General features: G+C 74.2%; 19 protein-coding genes and 1 riboswitch. Of the genes, 5 read left to right on the top strand and 14 right to left on the bottom strand.

Annotated elements, in window-relative coordinates:
• Positions 1–2: 2 nt before the first annotated feature.
• A complete protein-coding gene (locus ACZ514_RS01400; protein ID WP_469123779.1) occupies positions 3–1,964 on the bottom strand; it encodes a sensor histidine kinase in 1,962 nt (653 codons plus the stop codon).
• A gap of 261 nt (positions 1,965–2,225) precedes the next feature.
• Between ACZ514_RS01400 and ACZ514_RS01395 the strand changes: the two genes are divergently transcribed.
• Entirely contained in the window at positions 2,226–2,468 is a 243-nt protein-coding gene (locus ACZ514_RS01395; RefSeq protein WP_468174460.1) for a hypothetical protein, read from the top strand.
• Between the two features lie 82 nt (positions 2,469–2,550).
• Here ACZ514_RS01395 and ACZ514_RS01390 read toward each other — a convergent pair whose 3' ends face one another.
• On the bottom strand, positions 2,551–2,925 hold the full coding sequence (locus ACZ514_RS01390) for a hypothetical protein (protein WP_468174462.1): 375 nt from the start codon (positions 2,923–2,925) through the stop codon (positions 2,551–2,553).
• Between the two features lie 116 nt (positions 2,926–3,041).
• On the opposite strand from ACZ514_RS01390, the gene ACZ514_RS01385 reads away from it, so the two are divergent.
• Positions 3,042–4,175, top strand: a complete 1,134-nt coding sequence (locus ACZ514_RS01385) for an amidinotransferase (RefSeq protein WP_469123778.1) — start codon at positions 3,042–3,044, stop codon at positions 4,173–4,175.
• An 89-nt stretch (positions 4,176–4,264) separates the two neighbouring features.
• Here ACZ514_RS01385 and ACZ514_RS01380 read toward each other — a convergent pair whose 3' ends face one another.
• Positions 4,265–4,888 carry a flavodoxin family protein gene (locus tag ACZ514_RS01380; RefSeq protein WP_468174466.1) on the bottom strand — a complete coding sequence of 208 codons (624 nt, stop codon included), beginning with the start codon at positions 4,886–4,888 and terminating at the stop codon, positions 4,265–4,267.
• A gap of 55 nt (positions 4,889–4,943) precedes the next feature.
• Between ACZ514_RS01380 and ACZ514_RS01375 the strand changes: the two genes are divergently transcribed.
• Positions 4,944–5,849 carry an oxygenase MpaB family protein gene (locus ACZ514_RS01375; protein ID WP_469123777.1) on the top strand — a complete coding sequence of 302 codons (906 nt, stop codon included), beginning with the start codon at positions 4,944–4,946 and terminating at the stop codon, positions 5,847–5,849.
• 139 nt (positions 5,850–5,988) lie between these two features.
• A complete protein-coding gene (locus ACZ514_RS01370; RefSeq protein WP_469123776.1) occupies positions 5,989–6,849 on the top strand; it encodes an alpha/beta fold hydrolase in 861 nt (286 codons plus the stop codon).
• Positions 6,850–6,896: 47 nt separating this feature from the next.
• Here ACZ514_RS01370 and ACZ514_RS01365 read toward each other — a convergent pair whose 3' ends face one another.
• The 3 genes from ACZ514_RS01365 to ACZ514_RS01355 all read right to left on the bottom strand — a co-directional run bounded on the left by ACZ514_RS01365 (position 6,897) and on the right by ACZ514_RS01355 (position 10,232).
• Positions 6,897–8,132, bottom strand: a complete 1,236-nt coding sequence (locus ACZ514_RS01365) for an MBL fold metallo-hydrolase (RefSeq protein WP_468174472.1) — start codon at positions 8,130–8,132, stop codon at positions 6,897–6,899.
• 137 nt (positions 8,133–8,269) lie between these two features.
• Positions 8,270–9,055: an SGNH/GDSL hydrolase family protein gene (locus tag ACZ514_RS01360; protein WP_468174474.1), complete on the bottom strand. Its 786-nt coding sequence runs from the start codon at positions 9,053–9,055 to the stop codon at positions 8,270–8,272.
• Positions 9,056–9,218: 163 nt separating this feature from the next.
• Positions 9,219–10,232, bottom strand: coding sequence for a LysM peptidoglycan-binding domain-containing M23 family metallopeptidase (locus ACZ514_RS01355; RefSeq protein WP_468174476.1), 1,014 nt, complete (start codon positions 10,230–10,232; stop codon positions 9,219–9,221).
• A 4-nt stretch (positions 10,233–10,236) separates the two neighbouring features.
• A riboswitch (cyclic di-AMP (ydaO/yuaA leader) is annotated at positions 10,237–10,399 on the bottom strand.
• Positions 10,400–10,717: 318 nt separating this feature from the next.
• Between ACZ514_RS01355 and ACZ514_RS01350 the strand changes: the two genes are divergently transcribed.
• Positions 10,718–11,536 carry a tyrosine-protein phosphatase gene (locus tag ACZ514_RS01350; protein WP_469123775.1) on the top strand — a complete coding sequence of 273 codons (819 nt, stop codon included), beginning with the start codon at positions 10,718–10,720 and terminating at the stop codon, positions 11,534–11,536.
• Positions 11,537–11,611: 75 nt separating this feature from the next.
• Here the strand turns inward: ACZ514_RS01350 and ACZ514_RS01345 are convergent, their stop codons facing one another.
• The 8 genes from ACZ514_RS01345 to hpnC all read right to left on the bottom strand — a co-directional run bounded on the left by ACZ514_RS01345 (position 11,612) and on the right by hpnC (position 21,496).
• Complete coding sequence (locus ACZ514_RS01345; RefSeq protein ID WP_469123774.1) at positions 11,612–13,015, bottom strand: aspartate aminotransferase family protein; 1,404 nt, start codon at positions 13,013–13,015, stop codon at positions 11,612–11,614.
• Positions 13,012–14,043, bottom strand: coding sequence for an adenosyl-hopene transferase HpnH (gene hpnH, locus ACZ514_RS01340; RefSeq protein WP_468174482.1), 1,032 nt, complete (start codon positions 14,041–14,043; stop codon positions 13,012–13,014). Before hpnH ends, ACZ514_RS01345 begins: the two co-directional genes overlap by 4 nt.
• Before the next feature lie 6 nt (positions 14,044–14,049).
• Complete coding sequence (locus ACZ514_RS01335) at positions 14,050–14,685, bottom strand: phosphorylase family protein (protein ID WP_468174484.1); 636 nt, start codon at positions 14,683–14,685, stop codon at positions 14,050–14,052.
• A complete protein-coding gene (gene shc / locus ACZ514_RS01330; protein WP_469123773.1) occupies positions 14,685–16,724 on the bottom strand; it encodes a squalene--hopene cyclase in 2,040 nt (679 codons plus the stop codon). The genes ACZ514_RS01335 and shc overlap by 1 nt, the downstream gene beginning before the upstream one ends.
• Positions 16,725–16,838: 114 nt before the next feature.
• Entirely contained in the window at positions 16,839–17,939 is a 1,101-nt protein-coding gene (locus tag ACZ514_RS01325) for a polyprenyl synthetase family protein (RefSeq protein ID WP_388930993.1), read from the bottom strand.
• A 47-nt stretch (positions 17,940–17,986) separates the two neighbouring features.
• Positions 17,987–19,366 carry a hydroxysqualene dehydroxylase HpnE gene (hpnE, locus tag ACZ514_RS01320; protein WP_468174488.1) on the bottom strand — a complete coding sequence of 460 codons (1,380 nt, stop codon included), beginning with the start codon at positions 19,364–19,366 and terminating at the stop codon, positions 17,987–17,989.
• 289 nt (positions 19,367–19,655) lie between these two features.
• Positions 19,656–20,606, bottom strand: coding sequence for a presqualene diphosphate synthase HpnD (hpnD, locus tag ACZ514_RS01315; RefSeq protein WP_469123772.1), 951 nt, complete (start codon positions 20,604–20,606; stop codon positions 19,656–19,658).
• Positions 20,603–21,496, bottom strand: coding sequence for a squalene synthase HpnC (hpnC, locus tag ACZ514_RS01310; RefSeq protein ID WP_468698372.1), 894 nt, complete (start codon positions 21,494–21,496; stop codon positions 20,603–20,605). The genes hpnD and hpnC overlap by 4 nt, the downstream gene beginning before the upstream one ends.
• Positions 21,497–21,857 lie beyond the last annotated feature (361 nt).

The raw sequence follows: 21,857 nt of genomic DNA, 5'->3' as shown, positions 1-21,857 counted from the left end.
GTTCATGCCTGTTGGTCCGACTGGGCGAGGCCGAAGCCCCGCTGGAAGGCCGCCATCAGGCCGGGGTCGTGCACGGGTCGTTCGGTCGCGTCGGTCCGCCGGGGGGCGGGGGCGTCGCGCAACTGGGGCGCGAGGTGCTGCTGGGCGTCGCGCCGGGGCAGGGACGGCCGGGCCGTCTCGGGGGCGGGGGTCTGGTGCGGGATGCGGCGCGGCAGGGGGGCGGGGGCCGGTGTCCCGGCGGGGGCGGGCCCCGGCCGCGGTTCCGCCGGCCGGGCGGCCGCCGGGTGACCTCCCGGGCCGGGCCGCCTGACGGGTTCGAGTCCCGGGGGCGGGGCCGGCTCCGGGGTCTCCCAGGGGGCGTGGCCGGGCTCCGGGCCCCGGACTTCGAGCGGCCCCCGCGTCGCGGCAGGGCCCGCCTCCGGGTGGGTGCCGGGGGCCGGGGCGGGGCCCGCGTCCGACGCCCGGGCAGCGGCCTGGGCCGGGTCCCCCGCGTGACGCCGGTCCGGGACCGGGCCGCCGTCGGGGACCGGAGGCGAGGGCGGGTCCGCGTCCGACGCCCGGGCCGGCGCGGCCGACAGGTTCGCGGGGCGGACGGGGGCTGCCGCCGGGACCGGGGTCTCGGGGAGAGCGGGAGCAGGGCTCGCGGCGGGAACGGGGGCCTGGGCGGGGGCGGGAGCGGGGGCCGGGGCGGGGGCGGGGGCGGGCCAGGAGACGGTGCCCCACGAGGTGGCGCGCGAACCGCCCGCCGCGTCGGCGGCGTCCGGGGGCTCCGCGCCCAGCAGGCTCTGGGGCAGCACCAGTACGGCGAGCACCCCGCCGTAGATGTTGGACTTCAGCTCGACGGCGATCCCGTGCCGCCGGGCCAGCGCCGACACCACGAACAGGCCGATCCGGCCGTCGGCCAGCAGGTGCCGGACGCTCACCTGGTCGGGGTCGCGCAGCAGCGTGTTCATCCGGTGCTGCTCCTCCGCCGGCATGCCCAGTCCGCGGTCCTCCACCTCGACCGCGATCCCGGCGGTGACCCGCTCCGCCCGCACCACCACGTCCGTGTCGGGGGCGGAGAACACGGTGGCGTTCTCGACCAGTTCGGCCAGCAGGTGCACCACGTCGGCGACGGCGTGGCCCCGGACGGTGCCGCCCGCCGGGGGCACCACCTTGACCCGCGTGTACTGCTCGACCTCGGCGACCGAGGAGCGCAGCACCTCGCTCAGGTCGATGGGCCGGGTCCACTGGCGCCGGGAGGCGGCCCCGCCGAGCACGGCGAGGTTCTCGGCGTGCCGGCGGATGCGGGTGGCGAGGTGGTCGACGTGGAAGAGCTCCTTCAGCAGGTCGGGGTCCTCGACGGTGTCCTCCAGCCCGTCGAGCAGCGTGATCTCGCGGTGTACGAGCGACTGGAGCCGGCGGGCGAGGTTGACGAACACCTCCACCTTGCGGTCGCTGTCGGTCGGAGGGGCCGGCAGGGCCACCCGTACGAGGGTCGCCCGCGCCTGCTCCCGCGCGACCCGCAGCTCCTGCGCGAGGAGCCAGAACTCGTCCACCGCGGCCTGGTCGTCCCGGGGCGGGGTGCCGGTCCGGTCGCCGCGCGCGGGGCGGGCCACCGCCTCGCCGCGCTGGAGCCGCTCGCCGGCGGTCCGCAGCTCCTCGCGCCCCCGCACGCTGGAGCGGCGCAGCGCCTCGCAGCGGTCGCGGACGGATGTGGCGGCGCGCCGGGCCCCGAGGAGGGCGGCGGCGAGCGCGCCGACGGCGAGCAGGGCGCACCCCGCGAGCACCGGCCACAGCCGGTCGTCCCGTCCGCCGGAGCCCCCGCCGAGGTGGAGGGTGAACATGACCGCGGCCGCCCCGCTGAGCCCGGCGGCGAGCGTGGGCAGCACGGCGGCGCGGACGATCTGGGGGCGGATCTGACGGCCCGGACCCGTCACGGCGTGTCTCGACGGGGCGTGGCGGGCGGCGCGGAGTGCGGACATCGGCGTCCTCGGTACGTGGGGCCCGGCCCCCAGCGTGTCGCGGGGTCCGGTGTTGATCACCGGATACCCACGCTAGACCGCACGGTCCCGCGGAAGGCGCCCAGTTGGGGAACTTCACCGGGGTGCTTCCCGCTCCCGACGGAGCGCTCGCACGACAGCCCGAATGCGCCGGTCGCACGGACATCGGGCCGTTCCGCCCCGCATGGGCGCGGGAGGCGCGGGCAGGGGCAGGGCCACGGGACGAACCAGGAGGGAGCAGTCATGGAGGACACGGCGCAACGGGGTCGGGAGCCGCGGAAGGGCCGGGAGGAGCAGGCGCAGGACCATCCCGGCCCCGACCCGGTGCACCCGGAGGCCAGCAAGCCGGTGGCGGGCGCGACGCCCGAGGACCTCAGGAGGCGGCAGGAGCGGAGGATGGGCGGCGACCACGGCGGGGACAAACGGCACGGCGAGCGAGGTGACCACGGCGGCCACGGCGAGGACGGCGGCCACGGGCGCCGCTGACGGCCGCGGAGTGCGCTGACGGTCCGGGGGCGGGCCGGCGGCGCGTCGGCCCCCGACCGGGCCGGCGCGGCCGCGGCTCGCCCTACGGGCCTTCGTCGTACGTACCGGCCTCGATCTCCAGCGCGAGTTCCTGGAGGACCTCGACCGAGGAGATGTCCGTCCGGCCGCTGTCGTGCGCCATCGCCAGGCTGGTGAAGGCGAGGCTGAACCCGGAGACCATCGTGTGCAGGGCCGGGCCCAGCGCCCGGGCGACCAGCGCCGCCACCTCCTGGGGGGAGGCGTCGGCGGGCACCCGGATGGAGGGCAGCATCTCGTTGAGGAGCAGGGTGGCCACTCCCGCCGTGTCCGGCGGGGCGTCGTCGTCCTCCGCGAAGTCCCCCGCCTCGGCGGCCCGGCGGATGTCCTGGGCGTCGGTGAGGATGCCGATCACCCGCTTGAGTACCTCTGCGCGTTCCATTCCGGGAGCGTAGTCCCGCGCACCGCCCCCGCCCAGGGTCACGCGCGGCCGCGCGTGACGGTGGCGCGCTCGCTATCGTGGGTCACCGAGCAGCCCGTCGAGCGAAGGCGGTGAGCATGGCGGCAGTCTTTCCGGAACCACCCGCCGGGTCCACGGCGACCGAGGCGCCCCTGGTCTCCCCGGTCGGTTCCCACAACGAGTGGGACCCCCTGGAGGAGATCATCGTCGGGCGCCTCGACGGCGCGACCTTCCCCTCCCGCCATCCGGTCGTGGCCTGCAACATCCCTCCGTGGGCGGCGCGCCTGCAAGGGCTGGCGGCCGGCCGCAGGTACCCGCGCGTGCTGGTCGAGTCGGCCCGGCAGGAACTGGAGGACTTCGTCGCCCTCCTCCAGTCGCTGGGGGTCACGGTCACCCGCCCGGACCCGGTGGACCACTCGCGGCGGTTCGCCACCCCCGACTGGTCCTCGCGCGGCTTCTGCCACAGCTGCCCCCGGGACAGCATGCTCGTCGTCGGTGACGAGATCATCGAGACCCCGATGGCCTGGCCGTGCCGGTACTTCGAGTCGCACGCCTACCGCACCGTCCTGAAGGACTACTTCCGGCGCGGCGCCCGGTGGACGGCGGCCCCGAGGCCGCAGCTCACCGAGGCCCTGTACGACCCGGACTACCGCGTCCCCGAGGACGGCGCGCCCATGCGCTACGTCCTCACGGAGTTCGAACCGGTCTTCGACGCCGCCGACTTCGTACGGGCGGGGCGCGACCTGTTCGTGACGCGGAGCAACGTCACCAACCGCATGGGGATCGAGTGGCTGCGCCGCCATCTCGGACCGGGCTACCGGATCCACGAGATCGAGAGCCGCTGCCGGACGCCCATGCACATCGACACCACGTTCATGCCGCTCTCGCCCGGCCGGGTCCTGGTCAATCCCGAGTACGTCGACGTGGACCGCCTGCCCGAGGTGCTGCGTTCCTGGGAGGTGCTGGTGGCGCCGGAACCGGAGCCGGTCGAGGGGGCGCTGCTCAGGCTCACGTCGATGTGCGGCAAGTGGCTCAGCATGAACGTCCTGATGATCGACGAGAAGCGGGTGGTCGTGGAGCGCCGGCAGACCGGCATGCTCAGGGCGCTGGAGGCCTGGGGCTACGAGCCGATCCCGTGCGACCTGCGGCACTACGCGCCGTTCGGGGGTTCGTTCCACTGCGCGACGCTCGATGTGCGCCGCCGCGGCACGCTGGAGTCGTACGTCCCCTGAGGTCGGGGGCCGGCCCCGTCCGGGCCGCCGGGCCGGGCCGGGGCGGAGGCGCCGCCCGACGCCCCGGCCCCGGCTCGCGGCCGCGCCGGTCAGGTGGCGGGGTAGGGGGCGTACTTGAGGCGCCGCGCGAGGTGGGCGGTGTTGGCGGCCAGCGTGGCGGTGGTGGCCGCGGTCTTCTTCGGCGTTTCGCCGAGATCCTGGTAGTCGGTGCCCTGCATGGCCTCGCCGACCCAGTACGTGACGGCGTTCGCCGGGAGGGTGAAGCCGACGTCGTTCAGCCCCTGGAAGAGGTCGGCGCTGACCTTGTGGGCGCCGTCCTCGTTGCCGACGACGCAGACGCCGGCGACCTTGCCGTAGGTGAGGGGGCGGCCCTCCTCGTCGCTCTCCCCCAGTTCGGCGTCGAGGCGTTCCAGGACGCGCTGGGCGACGCTCGCGGGATGGCCGAGCCAGATCGGCGTGGAGAGGATCAGGATGTCGGTGCCGAGGATCGTCTCGCGGATCTCGGGCCACGCGTCGCCGTCCCCCATGTCGGTCCGTACCCCGGGGCGGACGTCGTGGTCGACGACGCGGATGGTCTTGCCCGTGACGCCGTGGTCCGCGAGGGCGGCCATGGTCTGTTCCGCCAGCAGGTGCGAGCTCGAGGGGGCGGGGGACGGCGTCAGCGTGCACACCAGCGCGACGGCGCGCAGCGGGGTGGTCTCTTTGGCTTCCATGCCGCGCGCTTACCCAGAACGCCGCGACCGACCCGGCCGGGCGCATACTGGCCCCATGACCGGGGCGACGGCCGCCGTACGGAAGCTGCGGCGGCAAGCCGGCGAGGCGGTGTTCCTGCGCGTCGCCGGACCGGACGGCGCGCGCAACCGCGAGCGGATCCACGGCACCCCCGGGCCCCGGTGGTTCGAGCCGGGGCGGCCGGTGCGCCGGGTGCACGGGGACGCGTCGATGTTCGTCGGCGGTCTGGCGGCCCTGCTGCTCCAGTCCCTGCACCCGCTGGCGATGGCGGCCGTGGCGGCGCACTCGGGGTACCGGGGTGATCCGTGGGGGCGGCTGCAGCGCACCAGCACCTTCCTGGCGGTCACCACCTTCGGTACGAGTGCCGACGCGGCGGCGGCCGTGGAGCACGTCCGGGAGGTGCACGCGCGGATCCGGGGCCGGACGGCCGAGGGGGTGCCGTACCGGGCGGACGACCCGCGGCTGCTGACCTGGGTGCACATCGCCGAGGCGTACTGCTTCCTGAGGGCACACCAGCGGTACGGCCGGCACCCGCTGGACCCCTCGGGCCGGGACGGGTACCTCGCCGACACCGCGCGGGTGGCCCGGGCCCTGGGCGCGGAACGGCCCCCGGAGGACGAGCGGGAGCTGGCGCTGCGGATGGCCGAGTACCGGCCCTCGCTGCGGCCGACGGCGGCCTCCCGGGACACCGCCCGGTTCCTGCTGACCGATCCCCCGCTGCCGGGAGCCGCCCGGGTGCCGTACGCACTGCTGGCGGCGGCGGCCGTGGAGCTGCTGCCGTCCTGGGCGAGGCAGGCCGTCACGTCCGCTCCGGTGCCCGTGGCCGCGCGGGTCCCGGCGCCGGTGGCCCGCGCCGGTGGTCATGCCGTGACGCGCGCGCTGCGCTGGGTGCTGTATCCGCCCCCGCCGTCGGACCCGTCCGGTCCGCAAGGGGTCCGCTGACGGAGCGCGGCTGGGGCGGCGCCCGTTTCCGGCAGCCCCCGCGACAAGACGCGACGTCTCGTATTGACGCACTTCCGCACCTCCGGCACACTGATCACCGAAACAATAAGACGGAACGTCTCGTCTCCAAGGAGGGCCCGTGAAGCAGCGAACGATCCCCGTCAGCGCCGAGGTGCGGCTGTGGGCGCAGGAGCACGGCGATCCCCGGAACCCGGCCCTGCTGCTGGTCATGGGGGCCGGCGCCTCGGGCCTGGGGTGGCCCGACGAACTGGTCGCGGCACTCGCGCGGCAGTACCGCGTCATCCGGTACGACCACCGCGACACCGGGCGCTCCAGCTGGTCCTTCGACGCGCACCCCTACCGCGTCCTCGACCTGGCCGAGGACATCGTCGCCGTCCTCGACGCCCACGGGGTGGACCGTGCCCATGTGGTCGGCATGTCCCTGGGCGGCATGCTGACCCAGCTGCTCATGGCCGACCACCCCGAACGGGTCATCAGCGCCACCCTGATCGGAACCTGCGCGCTGAGCAGCCGCGCCCCCGACGAGGAGCTGCCGGGCATCGACCCGGAGATCCTCGGCATCTGGGCGACCCCCTGGGAGGACCGCGGCCTCGAAGCGGAACTCGACCGCAGGGTCGGGCACTGGCGGGCCCTCAACGGCACCGGCACGCCCTTCGACCCCGAGGAGTTCCGCGCGCTGGAACGCCGGATCATCGCGCACGCGGGCCGGTACGACGCCCCCATGACCCACGGGCGCGCCGACCATGCCGGCATGGACCGCACCGAGCAGCTGGCCCGCAACGAGGTGCCCACGCTGATCACCTCCGCCGACGCGGAACCCGTGTTCCCCCCGGCGCACGCCCGCCACCTCGCCCGGACGATCGCCTGCTCCCGCCTCGTCGAGATGCCCGGCATGGGCCACGCCCTCCCGCGGGCCCGGCTCCCGCGACTGGCCGAAGCGGTCCTCACCCATGCCGCCCGGGCGGACCGGCGGCCGTAGGGGCCGACCGGCCCCCGGGGGCCCGGAGCAGCCGCGCCCCCGCGCCGTTACCGCTCGTCGGCGAGGTCCAGGTCCCCCGCCCGCGACTCCTCCGGAGCGCGTTCCACCGGCGCGGGGCGACGCCACGGCCGCGCGATCGGGTGCGAGACGGGACGCCACCACGGCTCCACCGGCAGCGTCCCGGCGGGCTCGAAGGGCTCGCCGGGACGGGGGAGCGCCACCGGCTGGCCCGCCTCCCCGGCGGCGTCGACCGTCCACTCGCCCGGCTCCGCCCAGGCGTGGAAGGCCAGGTTGAAGGTGCCCCAGTGGATCGGCAGCAGCACGCCGTGCGGCTCGGAGCCCTGCAGGTCGAGGTGGGCCCGGACGCCTTCCTCGGGGGTCATGTGGATGTCCGGCCACCCGCCCGGCAGCGGGGTGTAGTCCGTGTGGTTCTCGGGCCAGTGCTCGGAGTAGGCGCCGATCTGGATCATCGTGGCGTCGAACGGCCCGTGCTCGGCGCCGATCTCCTTGAAGCCGGGGAAGTAGCCGGTGTCACCGCTGTGGAAGATCCGGTGCTCGCCGCTGCTCACGACCCAGGAGGCCCACAGGGTGAACTGCTGGTTGCGCAGCCCCCGTCCGCAGAAGTGCCGGGCGGGGGTGGCGGTCAGGGTGAGCCCGGCGACCTCGGTGGCCTCGTTCCAGTCCAGCTCGCGCATCCGGTCCGGGGAGACGCCCCAGCGCTCGAGGTGCGCGCCGACGCCGAGGGGGACCGCGAAGACCGTGTCCGTGCCGGCGAGGGCCTTGATGGTGGGGAGGTCGAGGTGGTCGTAGTGGTCGTGGGAGATCACGACGACGTCGACGGCGCCCAGCGAGGCCAGGGGCACGGGGACCGGATGGAGCCGCTTGGGCCCGGCGAAGGGGAAGGGCGAGCAGCGCTCGCCCCACACGGGGTCGAAGAGCACGCGGCGGCCGTCGATCTCGGCGAGCACGCTGGAGTGGCCCATCCAGGTCAGGCGCAGCCCGCTCGCCGGCGGCCTGGCCAGGTCGGCGAGGGTGGTCGGGTGCACGGGGATCGGCGCGCCGGGGCTGCGCCGGACCCGCTGCGCCTTGTCGAAGTAGGTCTTCGCGAACTCCGCCATCGACCCGGAGGGCCTGATCCGCGCCCCGACCGGGTTCCGGAAGACGCCGTCGGCGAAGTTCGGCGAGCGGAGGATCCGCTCCAGCCGTGCGCCGGAGGGGTCCGCGCCGAAGGTTTCGGGCCGCAGGGCGCGCAGCCGGGGACGCAGGGGAAGGGAGCCGGTCAAGGCGCCTCCTGGGAAGGTGCAGGCAGGGACGGTCGTACGACTACGACCTTCCCAACGCCCACCGGCCCCGGAGGATTCCGCCGCGCCGGGCCGGGCCGGTGTCGTCACCGTCACCCCGCCCCTCCCCCGCGTCCGCGCTACAGCGGCAGCAGGTCCGGGCGCTTGGCCTCGACGTGGTCGCCGGAGGACTCCCCGCGCAGCCGGCGGCCGATCCACGGCACGAGGTGCTCGCGCGCCCACTGGATGTTGTCGCGGGTCACGTCCACCGAACCGCGCGGCGGGACGGGCGGCCAGGGCTGGTCCGGATCGGTCGGCACCTCGTAGCCGAGGACCTGCGCGGCGCGCAGCGCGACGCGGGTGTGCCCCTCGGGCGAGAGGTGGAGCCGGTCGCCGTCCCAGGCCCGCCGGTCCTGTACGGACTTCAGGGACCAGAGGTCGAGCACGGGGCAGCCGTACCGGTCGGCGATGGCGCGGACGTGCGCGCTGTACGTCGCGACCTTGCCGCGCAGGTGCTTGAGGACCGGCACGCCCCGGGTGTCGAAGCCGGTCGTCACCATCACCAGGCCGACGGAACGCGTGAGGTCGGCCACGGCCGCCTCGAACCGTTCCGCGACGTCGTCCGGGTCGCTGCCGGGGCGGATGATGTCGTTGCCGCCCGCGCAGAAGCTGACGAGGTCCGGAGCGAGTTGCTTGGCCCTGGGGACCTGGTCGGCCACGATCTGGTCGAGGACTTTGCCCCGCACCGCCAGATTCGCGTAGCGGAAGTCGTGCTCGTCGCGCTGGTCGGCCAGGAGCACGGCGAGCCGGTCCGCCCAGCCGAGATAAGAATCCCCGGGTCCCGGGTCCCCCACGCCCTCGGTGAAGCTGTCCCCGATCGCCGCGTACGAGCCGATGGTCTTCAGTGTCGTCTTCGTCGCTGCCACGGGAAGACATCCTTCACCTTGGCAACCAACCTACGCCAACGTAATGAGGGGTTGACGGGCCGTGATCTATACCACGCGGGGGATAAGGAATAAGTACACGCGGGGCCGGGACCCCCCTCGGGTCCCGGCCCCGCGCGCGTCACCGTGCCGACGGCGGGTGCCGTCAGATGCTCACGCCCTTGGAGCGGAGGTAGGCGAGCGGGTCGATGTCGGCGCCGTAGGAGGGACCCGTCCGGATCTCGAAGTGGAGGTGCGGGCCGGTCACGTTGCCGGTCGCGCCGGAGAGGCCGACGGTCTGGCCGCCGGTGACGCTCTGGCCCACCGAGACGGACAGCGAGGAGAGGTGGGCGTACTGGGAGTACTTGCCGTCGGCGTGCCGGATGACGACCTCGTTGCCGTACGCGCCGCCCCAGCCTGCGGAAACGACGGTTCCGGCGCCGACGGCCCGCACGGTGGTACCGGTGCGCGCGATGAAGTCGACGCCCGTGTGGTAACCGGAGGACCACATGGCTCCGCTCGCCCGGTACTGCGTGGAGACGCCACCGGTGACGGGGGCGGTGAACCCGGAGGCGCCGGCGGGCGCGGGGGCCTTCTCGCTCTTGGCCGCGGCGCCCGAGCCCGTGGCGGCCGTACCGCCGGAGGCGCGGGTGGCCTTGCCGCCGGAGCCCTTGGCCGCGCCCTGCGCGGTGCCCTTCGGGGACGTGCTCCCGCCGGTCTTGCCCTCGGAGGCGGCCGGAGCGCCGCTCGAGGATCCCTCGGCCGGGGCCGCAGGGGCCTTCGGGGCGGGGGCGGGGGCGGCGCCCCGGCCCCCGCCGATGGTGAGCTTCAGGCCCGGGTGGATGAGGGAGGGGTCGGCGCCGACGGCCTCGCGGTTGTCGGCGTACAGGCGCTCCCAGCCGCCGTCCAGCCGGCGCTCGGCGGCGATCTTGGAGAGGTAGTCGCCCGGCACGACCGTGTAGACGGTGGGCGCGGCGGCGGGGGCCTGCGCCGGGAGGGCTTCGGGGACCCGCGCGCTCTGCGCGGGGGCGGCCTCGGCCGGGGCGGCACCCGGGGCGGCGTGGGCGCCGGCGGCACCCATCAGCGGGAGCGCGAGGGCCGCTCCGCCGGTTCCGGCGGCGGCGAGACCGCGGGATATCGAACGGGACTTCGGACGTCGGTGCTTACCCTTTGCGGGCATGGCGGATTCCTCTCCGGCGCCTGCGAGGTGAGCTGTCGGGTTCGGACTGGAGATGTCCGGCCGTACGTGCGGAGCACGGGTTCGGCTTCACCCCTAGCTGTGCCGGAAACGCCCCGGAACAGCGGCCTACCTGGTTCCCCCGCTCCTGCCGCGCGCGATGGTCGGGTGCGGTTCCCGGGCGGCGGCAGGATTAGGCGGTCCACCCGGATCGATCGCGAAGGTAATCGAGCGGGGCGCCGGGCAACAAGCCGTGAATTACCTGACGGAATCACAGAGACGAAGGATCAATGGAATTCCGGTCACCCTGTGTCCATTCCGCACCATCAACATCCCCCTCCACAAGGCAATTCGGTTTCCGCGATCAGGCACGCACGGTCACCGTATGATCTGGCTCACGGGGCCCCGCCCGATCTCGCCTCCACAAACGGCAAGTTGCTCCCAACCGGATCAATTCGGACACCACAGGACCACGCGGAGGAGTACACGTGACCCAGCAGATACCCCACCCCCTTCCGGCCGGACACCAGCCCGGCGCGGAGCTGGCCGGAGTGCGCAACTTCCGTGACGTGGGCGGATTGCCGACCACCGACGGACGGAGGGTCAGGGTGGGACGACTGTTCCGAAGCGGACATCTGGCGCATGCCACCGAAACCGACGCAGAGTTCCTCGGATCGCTGGGTCTGCACACCGTCTTCGACTTCCGCAACGCGGCCGACCAGGCCCTGGAGGGCCCGGACGTCGAACTGCCCGGCGTGCGCAATGTGAACATCCCGCTCACTGACCCCGCCGACGGCCGCGCATTCTGGAAGATGGTCCGCGACGGCGAACTGGACCAGCTCCGCGGACTCCTGGGCGGGGGCGGGGCGGCCGCCCGCATGAGGGAGTCGTACCGCACGATCATCCACACCCGCACCGCCGAACAGAGCCGCGTCGTGCACGCCCTCGCGCTGGACAGCGTCCCGGCGCTCATGCACTGCGCCGCCGGCAAGGACCGGGCGGGGCTGTCGGTCGCGGTGACGCTGCTCGCCCTGGGCGTGGAGCGGGAGGCGATCGTGGCGGACTACCTGGAGTCCAGCGCCCCGCACAACCGCTACCGGGTGCGCCGGGGCAGCGACGCGCCCGAAGCCCGCTCCCCCGAGGTGATGGAACTGCTGGCGCCGCTCTTCGACGCCCGCGCGGAGTACCTGCTCGAGGCCTTCACGGCCATCGACGAACGCTGGGGCGGCGTGGACCGCTACCTCGCCGAGGGGCTCGCGCTGGCCCCCGAGACCCTGGAGCGGCTGCGGGACCGGCTCCTGGACTGAGCGCGGGGCCGGACGGCGGCCAAGAGGCCGGGCGGCGGCCGGAGGGGCCATGGACGGACCCCTCCGGCCGGCGGCTCAGCGGTTGCCGACCGCCTGCTTCATCAGGGTCCTGCCGAAGTCCCACATGAGCCCGCCCCCGCCGTGCGCCTCGTCCATGACCTCCTCGAAGGCACCGACGAACCTCTCCACGTCCGCCTCGTCCACGATGAGCGGCGGGATGAGCTTGATGACCTCCAGGTGGTCCCCGGAGACCTGGGTGAGGATCCGGTGCCTGCGCAGCAGCGGCACCACGACCATCTGGGCGAACAGCCCCTTGCGGGCCGCCTGGAGCACCGCCCAGCGGCTGCGCAGGCCGAGGGAGGAGGGCCTGCCGAACTCGATGCCGATCATCAGCCCGCGCCCGCGCACCTCGTGCAGCAGCTCGTACCGGTCCACGAGCGCCGCGAGGCGTCCGCGCAGCAGGTCGCCCATGGCCCGGGCGTTGGCCACCACCTCCTCGTCCTCCATGACCGACAGCACCGCGAGCCCGGCCGCCATCGCCTGGGCGTTGGAGCCGAAGCTGGCCGAGTGCACCAGCACCCGGTCCATGGACGAGTACACCTTCTGGAAGATCCAGTCCTTGCCCAGGGTCGCGCCGACGGGCACGTAGCCGCCGGAGAGGGCCTTGGCCACGCACACCAGGTCCGGTTCCACCCCGGGCTCGTGCTGGTACGCGTAGAAGTCCCCGGTCCGTCCGAGGCCGGTCTGCACCTCGTCGGCGATGAGCAGCGCCTTGTGCCGGTGCAGCAGTTCCTGTGCGGCGAGCAGGAAGCCGGGCGGGGCCGCGTGCACCCCCTTGCCCTGGACCGGTTCCACCACGAAGGCGGCCACGTCGCCGCGCGCGAGTTCCCGTTCGAGCGCCGCCAGGTCCCCGAGCGCGATCTTCGTGTCGGGCAGCAGCGGGGCGAATCCGTCGCGGAAGCCCGCTTCGCCGTTGACCGACAGCGAGCCCGTGGTCAGCCCGTGGAAGGCGTGGTCGCAGTAGAGGATCCTGGGCCGTCCGGTGGCGTACCGGGCGAACTTCAGGGCGGTCTCCACCGCCTCCGTGCCGCTGTTGCCGAAGAAGACGCGGTCGAGGTGCGGGCTGTACGAGAGCAGCTTCTCGGCCAGCAGCCCGGGCAGCGGCTGGCAGTCGAAGCGGGTCAGGTCGGCGAGCTGGGCGTCCAGGACGTCGTGCAGGGCCTGGCGGACCACCGGATGGTGACGGCCGAGGCCCATCACCCCGAACCCGGCGAGCATGTCGAGGTAGTCGTTGCCCTCGGCGTCCCAGAAGTGGGCTCCCTCGGCCCGCTCGTAGACCTTGTCGAAGCCGATGGTGTGCAGCATGCGGGGCAGCTGGTGGTTGAGGTGGCGGGCGTGCAGCTCGTAGCGCTCCCCGCCGCGCTCGGCGAGCAGCGCGGCGAGGTCGAAGCCCGGGCGCCCGTCCTGTCCGGGGGTCATGCCGACGGTTCCCTGTTTCCGCCCACCGTCTCGCGGGCGGCGCGCAGGGACTCCTTCAGGGATCCCATGGTGGCGAGGACGGCGGTGGGCTCGTAGCCGCAGTGCGCCATGCAGTTCGCGCAGCGGGGGTCCTTGCCGCGGCCGTACTTGCTCCAGTCGGTGTCCTCGATCAGCTCCCGGTACGTGGGCACGTAGCCGTCGCTCATCAGGTAGCAGGGGCGCTGCCAGCCGAAGAGCGAGTAATTGGGAATGGCCCAGGCGGTGCAGGGGAAATCCGCCTTGCCTTCGAGGAAGTCGAGGAAGAGCGGGGAGTGGTTGAGCCGCCAGCGGCGCCGGTTGCCGCCGGCGAAGGCCTTCCTGAAGAGTTCCCGGGTCTGTTCGACGCCCAGGAAGTGCTCCTGGTCGGGTGCCTTCTCGTAGGCGTAGGCGGGCGAGATCATCATCTCGTCGACCTGGAGGTCGTCATTGAGGAAGTTCAGGACCTCGATGATCGTCTGCGGGGTGTCGGTGTTGAAGAAGGTGGAGTTGGTCGTCACGCGGAATCCGCGGCGCTTCGCCTCCTTGATGGCCGCGACCGCCTCGTCGAAGACGCCTTCCTTGGCCACGGATTCGTCATGGCGTTCGCGCAGGCCGTCGATGTGGACGGCGAAGGCGAAATAGGGGGAGGGGGTGAACTTCTCGATCTTCTTCCGGAGCAGGACGGCATTGGTGCAGAGGAACACGTATTTCCGGCGTGCCACCAGCTGGCGCACGATCTCGTCGATCTGCGGGTGCATCAGGGGCTCGCCGCCCGCGATGGAGACCATGGGCGCGCCGGATTCCAGGACGGCGCCGACCGCCTGGGCGACGGGCATGCGCTGCTTGAGCACCCCGGCCGGGTGCTGGATCTTCCCGCAGCCCTCACAGGCGAGGTTGCAGGCGTAGAGCGGCTCCAGCTCGACGATCAGTGGGAACTTCTCGCGCTTGCGGAGCTTCTGTTCGAGAAGATAGGTCCCGACCCTGATGGACTGTCGCAAGGGCATGGCCATCTGGATTCACCTCCTGGGAAGCAGCAACGAACGGTGCCATTCATGAAACGCGGGCAGTACGGCACGCAGGACACGGAAGGCAGATATTCCACCCCTGACCGTGCCGATGCGGACGAGCTCGTGCTCCGGAGCGTCCACGACCACCCGGACGGCCGCAACGGGACGGCCCGGTGCCGCGGCGGTCCACAGCGTGGCCGCGGACTCCATGTCGACCGCGACGGCGCCGGTGGCGCGCAGCCGCGCGCGCTCCTGGCCGCGGACGACGTGGTCGGATCCGGTCAGTGCGCCGGTGTGCACGGTCCGGCCCGGAACCGCCCGGGCCAGTGCCTCGGCGAGCAGGGCGGTGCCGGTGCAGGTGACCACCCCGCGGGGGTCCCGGGTCTCCTCCGCGACGACCAGGTCGCCGGGGTGCATGCCGGGTACCAGCCCTGCGCAGAAGCCGGTGGCGAGGACCGCCGCACTGCGCATCCCCGGCCGCTCCAGGGCCCGGGCGACGGCCCGCTCGGCCGCGCGGGGGCCCATGCCGGTGCGCAGCAGGGCGCCGGCCGCGGGACCGCCGCGGCCCGCGCCGCGCAGGGCCACCCGCTCGATGCGCAGGGCGCAGGCGACCAGCAGCGGCGGCGGGTCCGCTCCGGCGGGCATCAGGACTCCCCGGCGGCCGGGAAGGGCCGCCGGTCCGGGGCGAACGGCTCCCCGTGGAGGTACCGGCCGAGGGCGGTGAGCGGGAACACCTGCCGGTAGAGGTGGTAGTTGATGGAGAAGTCCCAGGGGAAGCCGGTCCCGGTGAAGTGCGGCTCGTCCCAGGTCCCGTCGGGGCGCTGGGTCTCCACCAGGTACGCCAGGCCCCGCCGGACGGCACGGCCCTCGCGCTCGCCGGCCGACAGCAGGGCCATCAGCGCCCAGGCGGTCTGCGAGGGGGTGGAGGCGCCCTTCCCGGCCCAGGAGCGGTCCTGGTAGGAGCGCTGGTCCTCGCCCCAGCCCCCGTCCTCGTTCTGTACGGATTCCAGCCAGCGCACCGCCCGCCGGACGGCGGGGTGGGAGGGAGCGATCCCGGCGGCGGTGAGGGCCGGGACCACCGAGCCGGTCCCGTAGACGTAGTTGGTGCCCCAGCGGCCGAACCATGAGCCGTCCGCCTCCTGTTCGGCGAGCAGCCAGGCGATGCCCCGCCGGGTGCGCGGGTCGGCGGCCCGGCCCTCGGCGGCGAGCATCTCCACCACGTGGGCGGTGACGTCCGCCGAGGGCGGGTCGATGACCTCGCCGAAGTCGCAGAAGGGCAGCCGGTTGGGGAAGGGGCTGGTGTTGTCGGCGTCGAAGGCGCCCCAGGCGCCGTTCCTCGACTGCATCCCGAGGTTCCAGGACACCCCGCGGGCGATGGCGGCCTCGACCCGGGCCGGTTCGGGGTGGCCGGGGCCGATCCGGCGCAGCGCCAGGACCACTTCGGCGGTGTCGTCGATATCGGGGTAGTTGTCGTTGTGGAACTCGAAGGCCCAGCCGCCGGGCTCCAGTCCGGGCCGGCGCACGGCCCAGTCCCCGGGGCGGCGGATCTCCTCGCCCAGCATCCAGTCGGCGGCCTTCACCAGGGCCGGGTGGTCGGCGGGGAGGCCCGCGTCGGCCAGGGCGATGGCCGCGAGGCAGGTGTCCCAGACCGGGGACTGGCACGCTTCCACCATCCGGGCACCGTCCTCGCGCCACACCGCGAAGCGGTCGAGGGATTCCAGTCCGGCGCGCATGACGGGGTGTTGCAGGTCGTAGCCGAGCAGGTGCAGGGCGATCACCGAGTACACGGCGGGGGGCTGGATCCCGCCCCAGCAGCCGTCGTTCTCCTGGCGTTCGATGATCCAGCGGGCGGCGGAGTCCATGGCCGCCTTGCGCAGCCGGCGCGGTGCGAACCGCCGGTAGACGTGCAGGGCCTTGTCCATCCGCTGGAAGGCCCCGTCCCAACTGGCCAGCGGCGCCAGGGGTTTCGCCGGGACGGGGTTCCGCGCGTCGGTGTGCAGCTCGTCGAGGGCGAAGGGGGCGGGGCGGACGGGGCGCAGCGCCGAGACCACGGTGAGCGGGACGATGGTCTGGCGGGCCCAGCAGCCGAAGTCGTAGATGTTCAGCGGCACCCAGGGCGGCAGGAACACCAGCTCGGGCGGCAGCTCGGGCAGGTGGTCCCAGCTCCACCAGCCGAACAGGGCCAGCCAGATGCGGGTGAAGACCCGGGCGGCGGCGATCCCCCCGTGGGCGCGGATCCAGGCCGAGGCGCGGGCCATGTGCGGGGCGTCGGGCGGGTCCCCGGCCAGGCGCAGGGCGACGTAGGCCTCGATGGTGGCGGAGAGGTCGGGCGGTCCGCCGTGGAAGGTGGCCCAGGTTCCGTCGTCGCGCTGCTCGCCCCGGACGAACAGGGCGGCGGCGTGGGTGACGGCCTCGTCGCGGATGCCGAGGAACTGGCGCAGCAGCAGGTCCTCGGCGTCCATGGTGACGTTGGTCTCCAGGTCGCCCTTCCACCAGCCCGCCGGGTCCTGGCGGGCCAGCAGTGCGCCGGTGGCCCGGTCGGCGGCGTCCTGGACGGCCTTCCGCAAGCCGGTGCCGCCGCCGGCGGACGGTACCGTGGCCACGGCGGCCGGGACCGCCGTGCTGTCGTGTCGCGGATCCGCGCCGTCGGTGATCGCACCGCCGCCGTCGGTCGTCGCTGTCATGGCTTCCCCTTCGAACAGTGCTTCGGCTGTGCCCGGGTCTGCCGTCGGCCGGGGACCCTTCAGAAGGGGTCCCCGGCCGGCGACTCGCGATTCATATCCACTTTCCGGCGGAGATCACCTCTTGCGCACGACGACGAAGTCGGCGAGGGCGACGAGCTGCTCGCGCACCCGCTGCGGCATGTCCACGTCGTCGAGGGCCCGGATGGCGATGGTGTGCTGGCGGCGCGCCTCGTCGGCGGTCCACTGGCGGCCGCCGGCGGCTTCGATGAGGGCGGCGCGGTGGGCGAACTCCTCTTCGGAGAAGTTCTCGAAGTCGTTGCTCTTGGCGTCGGCCGCGAGCAGCCGCGCGAGTTCCTCGCAGGCGGGCCCGCCCGCGGCGAGGGCCGCGACGACGGGCAGGGACTTCTTGCGCTGGCGCAGGTCGCTCCAGGTCTGCTTGCCCGTGGACTCCGGGTCGCCCCAGATGCCGAGGAGGTCGTCGACGGCCTGGAACGCGAGCCCGAGGTGGTAGCCGTACTCCTCCAGCTTGTCGGCCGTGCGGTCGTCGGCGCCCCCGAGCACGGCGCCGATCGACACCGAACACGCGAGCAGGGCTCCGGTCTTGTTCCCCTCCATCTCGAGGCATTCCTGAACGCTGACGCGCTCGCGGTGCTCGTACGAGATGTCCTGCGCCTGGCCGTCGATGAGCTTGCGGCTGGCGGTGGTCAGGCGGCGGGTCGCCCGGCCGGCCTCGACGGTCCCCAGCTCCAGCAGCACCTCGTTGGCGAGGGCGAACAGGGCGTCGCCGACCAGGATGGCGAGGGCGGGGCCGTGCACCTTCCACACGGTGTCGCGGTGGCGGCGCTGTTCGTCGCCGTCCATCAGGTCGTCGTGCAGCAGCGAGAAGTTGTGGACGAGTTCCACGGCGACGGCACCGGGGACGCCGACCTCGGCGGCGGCGCCCGCCGCCTCGGCGGAGAGCAGCGCGAGCGCGGGGCGCACGGCCTTGCCGCTGTCGCCGTCCGCCGGGTTGCCCTGGGCGTCGATCCAGCCGAAGTGGTAGGCGGCGACGGTGTCCATGGGTGCGGCGAGCCGGCTCACCGCCGCGCGGAGCGCGGGCGTCGACAGCGTGCGGCCGCGTTCGAGGAGGGCCAGGGTGTCGGACTTCTCCACTCCCCCGCCGGCTCCGCCCGTGCCGGCATCCGTGTTCTCGACAGCCGGGTTCCCCGGGTTCACTGGCTCTCCTCTGGTTCCTGTGCGTGCTGTGCTGGTGGTAGTGGTGCTCATACCGCCTCCTGCAAAGGGTGTTCGCGGGGGCGGCCGAGAGCGGCCAGCGCGGCGTGGGCCGCGCCGAGGCCGCTGCGGACGGCGCTCTCCATGGTCGCGGGCCAGCCGGTGGCGGTCCACGCACCGGCGAGGTAGAGCCCCGGCGTGTCGGTGCGGGGGCCCGGGCGCAGCCGGCCGACGCCGGGGCTGGGGGCGAAGGTGGCGGTCCGCTCGCGGGTGACGAAGAAGTCCCGTACCTTCGCGCCCCGCGCGGCCGGCAGCAGCCGCTCCAGCTCGGGCAGGTAGGTGGTGCGCAGGGCCGATACGGGCTCGTCGATGTCGTCCTGGGCGGCCGACTGGGACAGGGCCAGGTACTGGCCGCCGTCGGTGAGTCCTGAGGCGTCCGTGCGGTCGAAGACCCATTGGACGGGGGTGCCCAGCGCCGCGAAGAAGGGCTGCTTGAGCACCTTGCGGTCGTAGACGACGTGGACGTTGAGGATGGGGGCGGTGCCGATGTCGAGGAGCTTGTCGGGGTCGGACAGCGCTCCGGCGGGCAGCAGGGCGTGCGCCTCGCGCTGCGGGACGGCGAGTACGACGGTGCCCGCGTCGAGGGACTCGCCCTCGGTGTCGACCCGCCAGGCCCCCTCCGCGGTGCGGGAGACCGCGGTGACCCGGGTGCGCAGCTCGGTGCGCACCCCGGCGGCGTCGAGGGCCTTGCGGGCGAGGGTGTCGTGGATGTCGCCGAGCGGGACGCGGGCCCAGCCGATGTCGGCGGCGCCCTTCTCGGAGAGCAGGCCGGTCTTGAAGACCATGGCGGCCAGGCCCAGCGAGGACTGCCCGGCGGTGGCGTTGAGGGTGGCGATGCCGACGAGGTCCCACAGGGCGTCGACGGTGCGCGGGGACTGCCCGTACCGGGCGAGCCAGGTGCCGAAGTCGAGGCCGTCGAGGGCGGGGTCCGCGGGGTCGAGACGGCGCAGCGCGAGGGCGGCGCGTCCCACGCCCGCCCGCTCGGCGAGCGAGAGGTGCGGGTAGGTGGCCAGTGAGGCGGCCAGGTGCAGGGGCACGGGCAGCGCGCTGCGGCGAAGCCGTCCGAGGCGGGGTCCGCGGGGGTGTGCCACGTCGAGGACGGGCACGTCGAGGCGGTCCTGGAGCGGGGCGAGGTCCGCGCCGTCGACGCGGTCGAGGAACCACCGGTAGGCGGTGCAGCAGCGCAGGTAGACGTGCTGGCCGTTGTCGACGGTCAGGTCGCCGCGTTTGAAGGAGAAGGCGAGGCCGCCGAGCCGCGGACGCCCTTCGAGCAGGGTGACCCGCAGTCCGGAGTCGGCGAGTTCGAGCGCGGCCGTGACGCCGGCGAGCCCGCCGCCGATGACGACGGCGTGCTGGTCGCTGCCGCTCATGACGCCTCCTGGGTGGTGCTCCGGCCCTCCGGGCCGAGGGGTGCGGCGCCGCGGCCGGCGCCCGCGGTGGGGGACGCGTACGGGCCCGGCCGGGTTGCCCGGGCGGCGCCGGTGGCCGGGGCGGTGCCGCCCGGGCGCGTGGCCCGCGCGGCTCGGCCGCGGCCGTGGGCCGAGGGCGCGGCGGCGGACGTGACGGGGGGACGGTGACGGACGCCGGCCGGTCCGGCGGGGGCGGCACGGACCCCGTCGTCCGCGCGGCCTGCCGGGCGCGGGAGGTCCGTGGGCGGCATCAGGCCCGCCTCCGGGTGCTCTGGCGCGAGACGGTGCGGGCGTCGAGGCCGGACAGGCCGCGCACCGCCACGTACGCCTTCTCGTGGGGCGGCAGCGAGACGCGTCCGCGCAGCACCGCCTCCGGTTCGCGCTCGATGCGGTCCAGGAGGCGCCGGTAGATCCCCGCCATGGCGGCCACGCAGGCGCCGCTGCGCCGGTCGAGCATCGGCAGCAGCCGGTAGCCCTCGGCGAACAGGGCGCGGGCGCGGCGGACTTCGTGGTGCACGAGCCCGGCGAAGTCGGAGCCGGCGGGGGCGCGGCCGCCCTGGAACCCCTCGGAGCAGCCGAACTTGGCGAGGTCCTCGGCCGGCAGGTAGGTGCGTCCGTTGCCCGCGTCCTCGCGGACGTCGCGCAGGATGTTGGTGAGCTGGAGGGCCAGGCCGAGGGTGTCGGCGTACTCGTCGGCGCGGTCCGCCGGGCCGACCGTGCCGAACACGCCGAGCGAGAGCCGCCCGATGGCCCCGGCCACGCAGCGGCAGTAGGTCCTGAGGTCGTCCCAGGTCTGGTACTCCTCGCCGCGGACGTCCATCAGGACGCCGTCGATGAGTTCGTCGAGGCCGCCGAGGGGGATCGGGAACCGGCGCGCGGCGTGGGCGAGGGCGACGGCGACCGGGTCGGTGTCGTCCTCGTCGATCTCCTCGGCCCGGATCCGGCCGAGGAGGGCGCGGGTCTCCTCCAGCCGGGCCAGTTTGGCGTCGGGCGCCAGGGTGCCGTCGCCGATGTCGTCGACGCGCCGGGAGAAGGCGTACAGCGCGGACATCGCCTGCCGCTTGTCGGTGGGCAGCAGCCGGATGCCGTACGCGAAGTTGCGCGCCTGGGTGCCGGTGACGGCCTCGCAGTAGCTGTAGGCCGCGAGGACCTGGGCGGACGGTGCTGACGCGTGTGTGGGGCCCTCCACGTTCGGGCTCACCCCTTTCTCGGCGCTGTACGCATGACGGCGGCCACCTCGCGGAGCAGGAGGCTCCGGGTGGGCTTGGGCGGGCCGGGCAGCACGTCGAAGCCGGCGGCGGAGACGGCGCGCAGGGCGGCGCGCCCCCCTCCCACGAATCCCGCGAGCAACAGCCGCAGCCTGCCGTGGACGCTACCCACGAGCGGGGTGCCCTCATCCAGGAGTTCGCGCGCGCGTTCGGCCTCGAAGGCGATCAGGGAGCGGACGGAGGCCCCGGCGGTGGCGGCTCCCAGATCGGCCTCGCTCACGTGGAAGCGGCGCATGTCCTCGGCCGGGAGGTAGATCCGGTCGCGGCCGAGGTCCTCGGTGACGTCCTGGAGGTGCTCGGCGATCTGGAGGGCGGTGCAGACCGCGTCGGAGCGGCGGACGCGCTCGGGGGTGCTGGTGCCGGTGAGGGCGAGCACGAGGCGGCCGACGGTGTTGGCCGACAGCTCGCAGTACTCAAGGAGTTGCCGGTACGTGGCGTAGCGGGCCACCCGCTGGTCCTGGCGGTTGGCCTCGATGAGCCCGAGGAAGGGTTCGGGGGTGAGCTGGTGGTCGCGCACGACGGGCCGCAGGGCCAGCAGCAGGGGGTGGCGCGGGGGGCCGTCGGTGCCGCCGAAGACGCGCAGCAGGTCGGCCTCGAAGGCGTCGAGCATCGCGAGCCGGTCGCCGGCCGCGGCGGCGTCGAGGCCGAGGAGGACGGCGTCGCGGCCGCCGGGGGCGAGGTCGCCGTCGCCGATGTCGTCGACGAGGCGGGCGTACCCGTAGACCGCCATGAGGCCCTCGCGCCAGGCGCGCGGCAGGAAGGCGGGGGCGACGGGGAAGTTCTCCGCCGCGGCCTTGCCGAGGGTGGCCCTGGTGTGGAGCAGGTCGGTGGTGCCTTCGCCGGCCGGCGGCGCGGGACGGATGCCGTGCCCGGGGGTCACCGCCCGCCGCCCGGGGCGGGGACGGCCGTTGTGCCTGGGGGCCGGAGGATTCCCGTAGCCATTGCCGTCACGTCTCCCGTTCTACACTGCCGACCCAAGTCATCCTATTTCGGACACGCCGCCGGGCCTTGCCCGGGGGTATCCCCACGGAGCCGGCTGCGGGGAATCGTCCCCTCTTGGCGCGATTGAGAACTGGTCCAGCTTACGCTGTACAACGCCGCGCGGGCCTATCGGGTGTTCCCCGCGCCCCGGAATGTCGGCCCGGGCCACGGAATCCCCCGCTCCGCGCTCTCGGCCGCCGGGC

It is taken from the genome of Streptomyces sp. NPDC034086 (genome assembly GCF_055575515.1).
Note: the sequence above shows the minus strand (reverse complement) of the source record. Positions and strands in the feature narration are given on the sequence as shown.

Coding starts and splice junctions, on each gene's coding strand:
- ACZ514_RS01400 (WP_469123779.1), bottom strand. CDS start 1,964: ATGTCCGCACTCCGCGCCGCCCGCCACGCCCCGTCGAGACACGCCGTG.
- ACZ514_RS01395 (WP_468174460.1), top strand. CDS start 2,226: ATGGAGGACACGGCGCAACGGGGTCGGGAGCCGCGGAAGGGCCGGGAG.
- ACZ514_RS01390 (WP_468174462.1), bottom strand. CDS start 2,925: ATGGAACGCGCAGAGGTACTCAAGCGGGTGATCGGCATCCTCACCGAC.
- ACZ514_RS01385 (WP_469123778.1), top strand. CDS start 3,042: ATGGCGGCAGTCTTTCCGGAACCACCCGCCGGGTCCACGGCGACCGAG.
- ACZ514_RS01380 (WP_468174466.1), bottom strand. CDS start 4,888: ATGGAAGCCAAAGAGACCACCCCGCTGCGCGCCGTCGCGCTGGTGTGC.
- ACZ514_RS01375 (WP_469123777.1), top strand. CDS start 4,944: ATGACCGGGGCGACGGCCGCCGTACGGAAGCTGCGGCGGCAAGCCGGC.
- ACZ514_RS01355 (WP_468174476.1), bottom strand. CDS start 10,232: ATGCCCGCAAAGGGTAAGCACCGACGTCCGAAGTCCCGTTCGATATCC.
- ACZ514_RS01345 (WP_469123774.1), bottom strand. CDS start 13,015: ATGACCCCCGGACAGGACGGGCGCCCGGGCTTCGACCTCGCCGCGCTG.
- hpnH (WP_468174482.1), bottom strand. CDS start 14,043: ATGGCCATGCCCTTGCGACAGTCCATCAGGGTCGGGACCTATCTTCTC.
- ACZ514_RS01335 (WP_468174484.1), bottom strand. CDS start 14,685: ATGCCCGCCGGAGCGGACCCGCCGCCGCTGCTGGTCGCCTGCGCCCTG.
- shc (WP_469123773.1), bottom strand. CDS start 16,724: ATGACAGCGACGACCGACGGCGGCGGTGCGATCACCGACGGCGCGGAT.
- hpnE (WP_468174488.1), bottom strand. CDS start 19,366: ATGAGCGGCAGCGACCAGCACGCCGTCGTCATCGGCGGCGGGCTCGCC.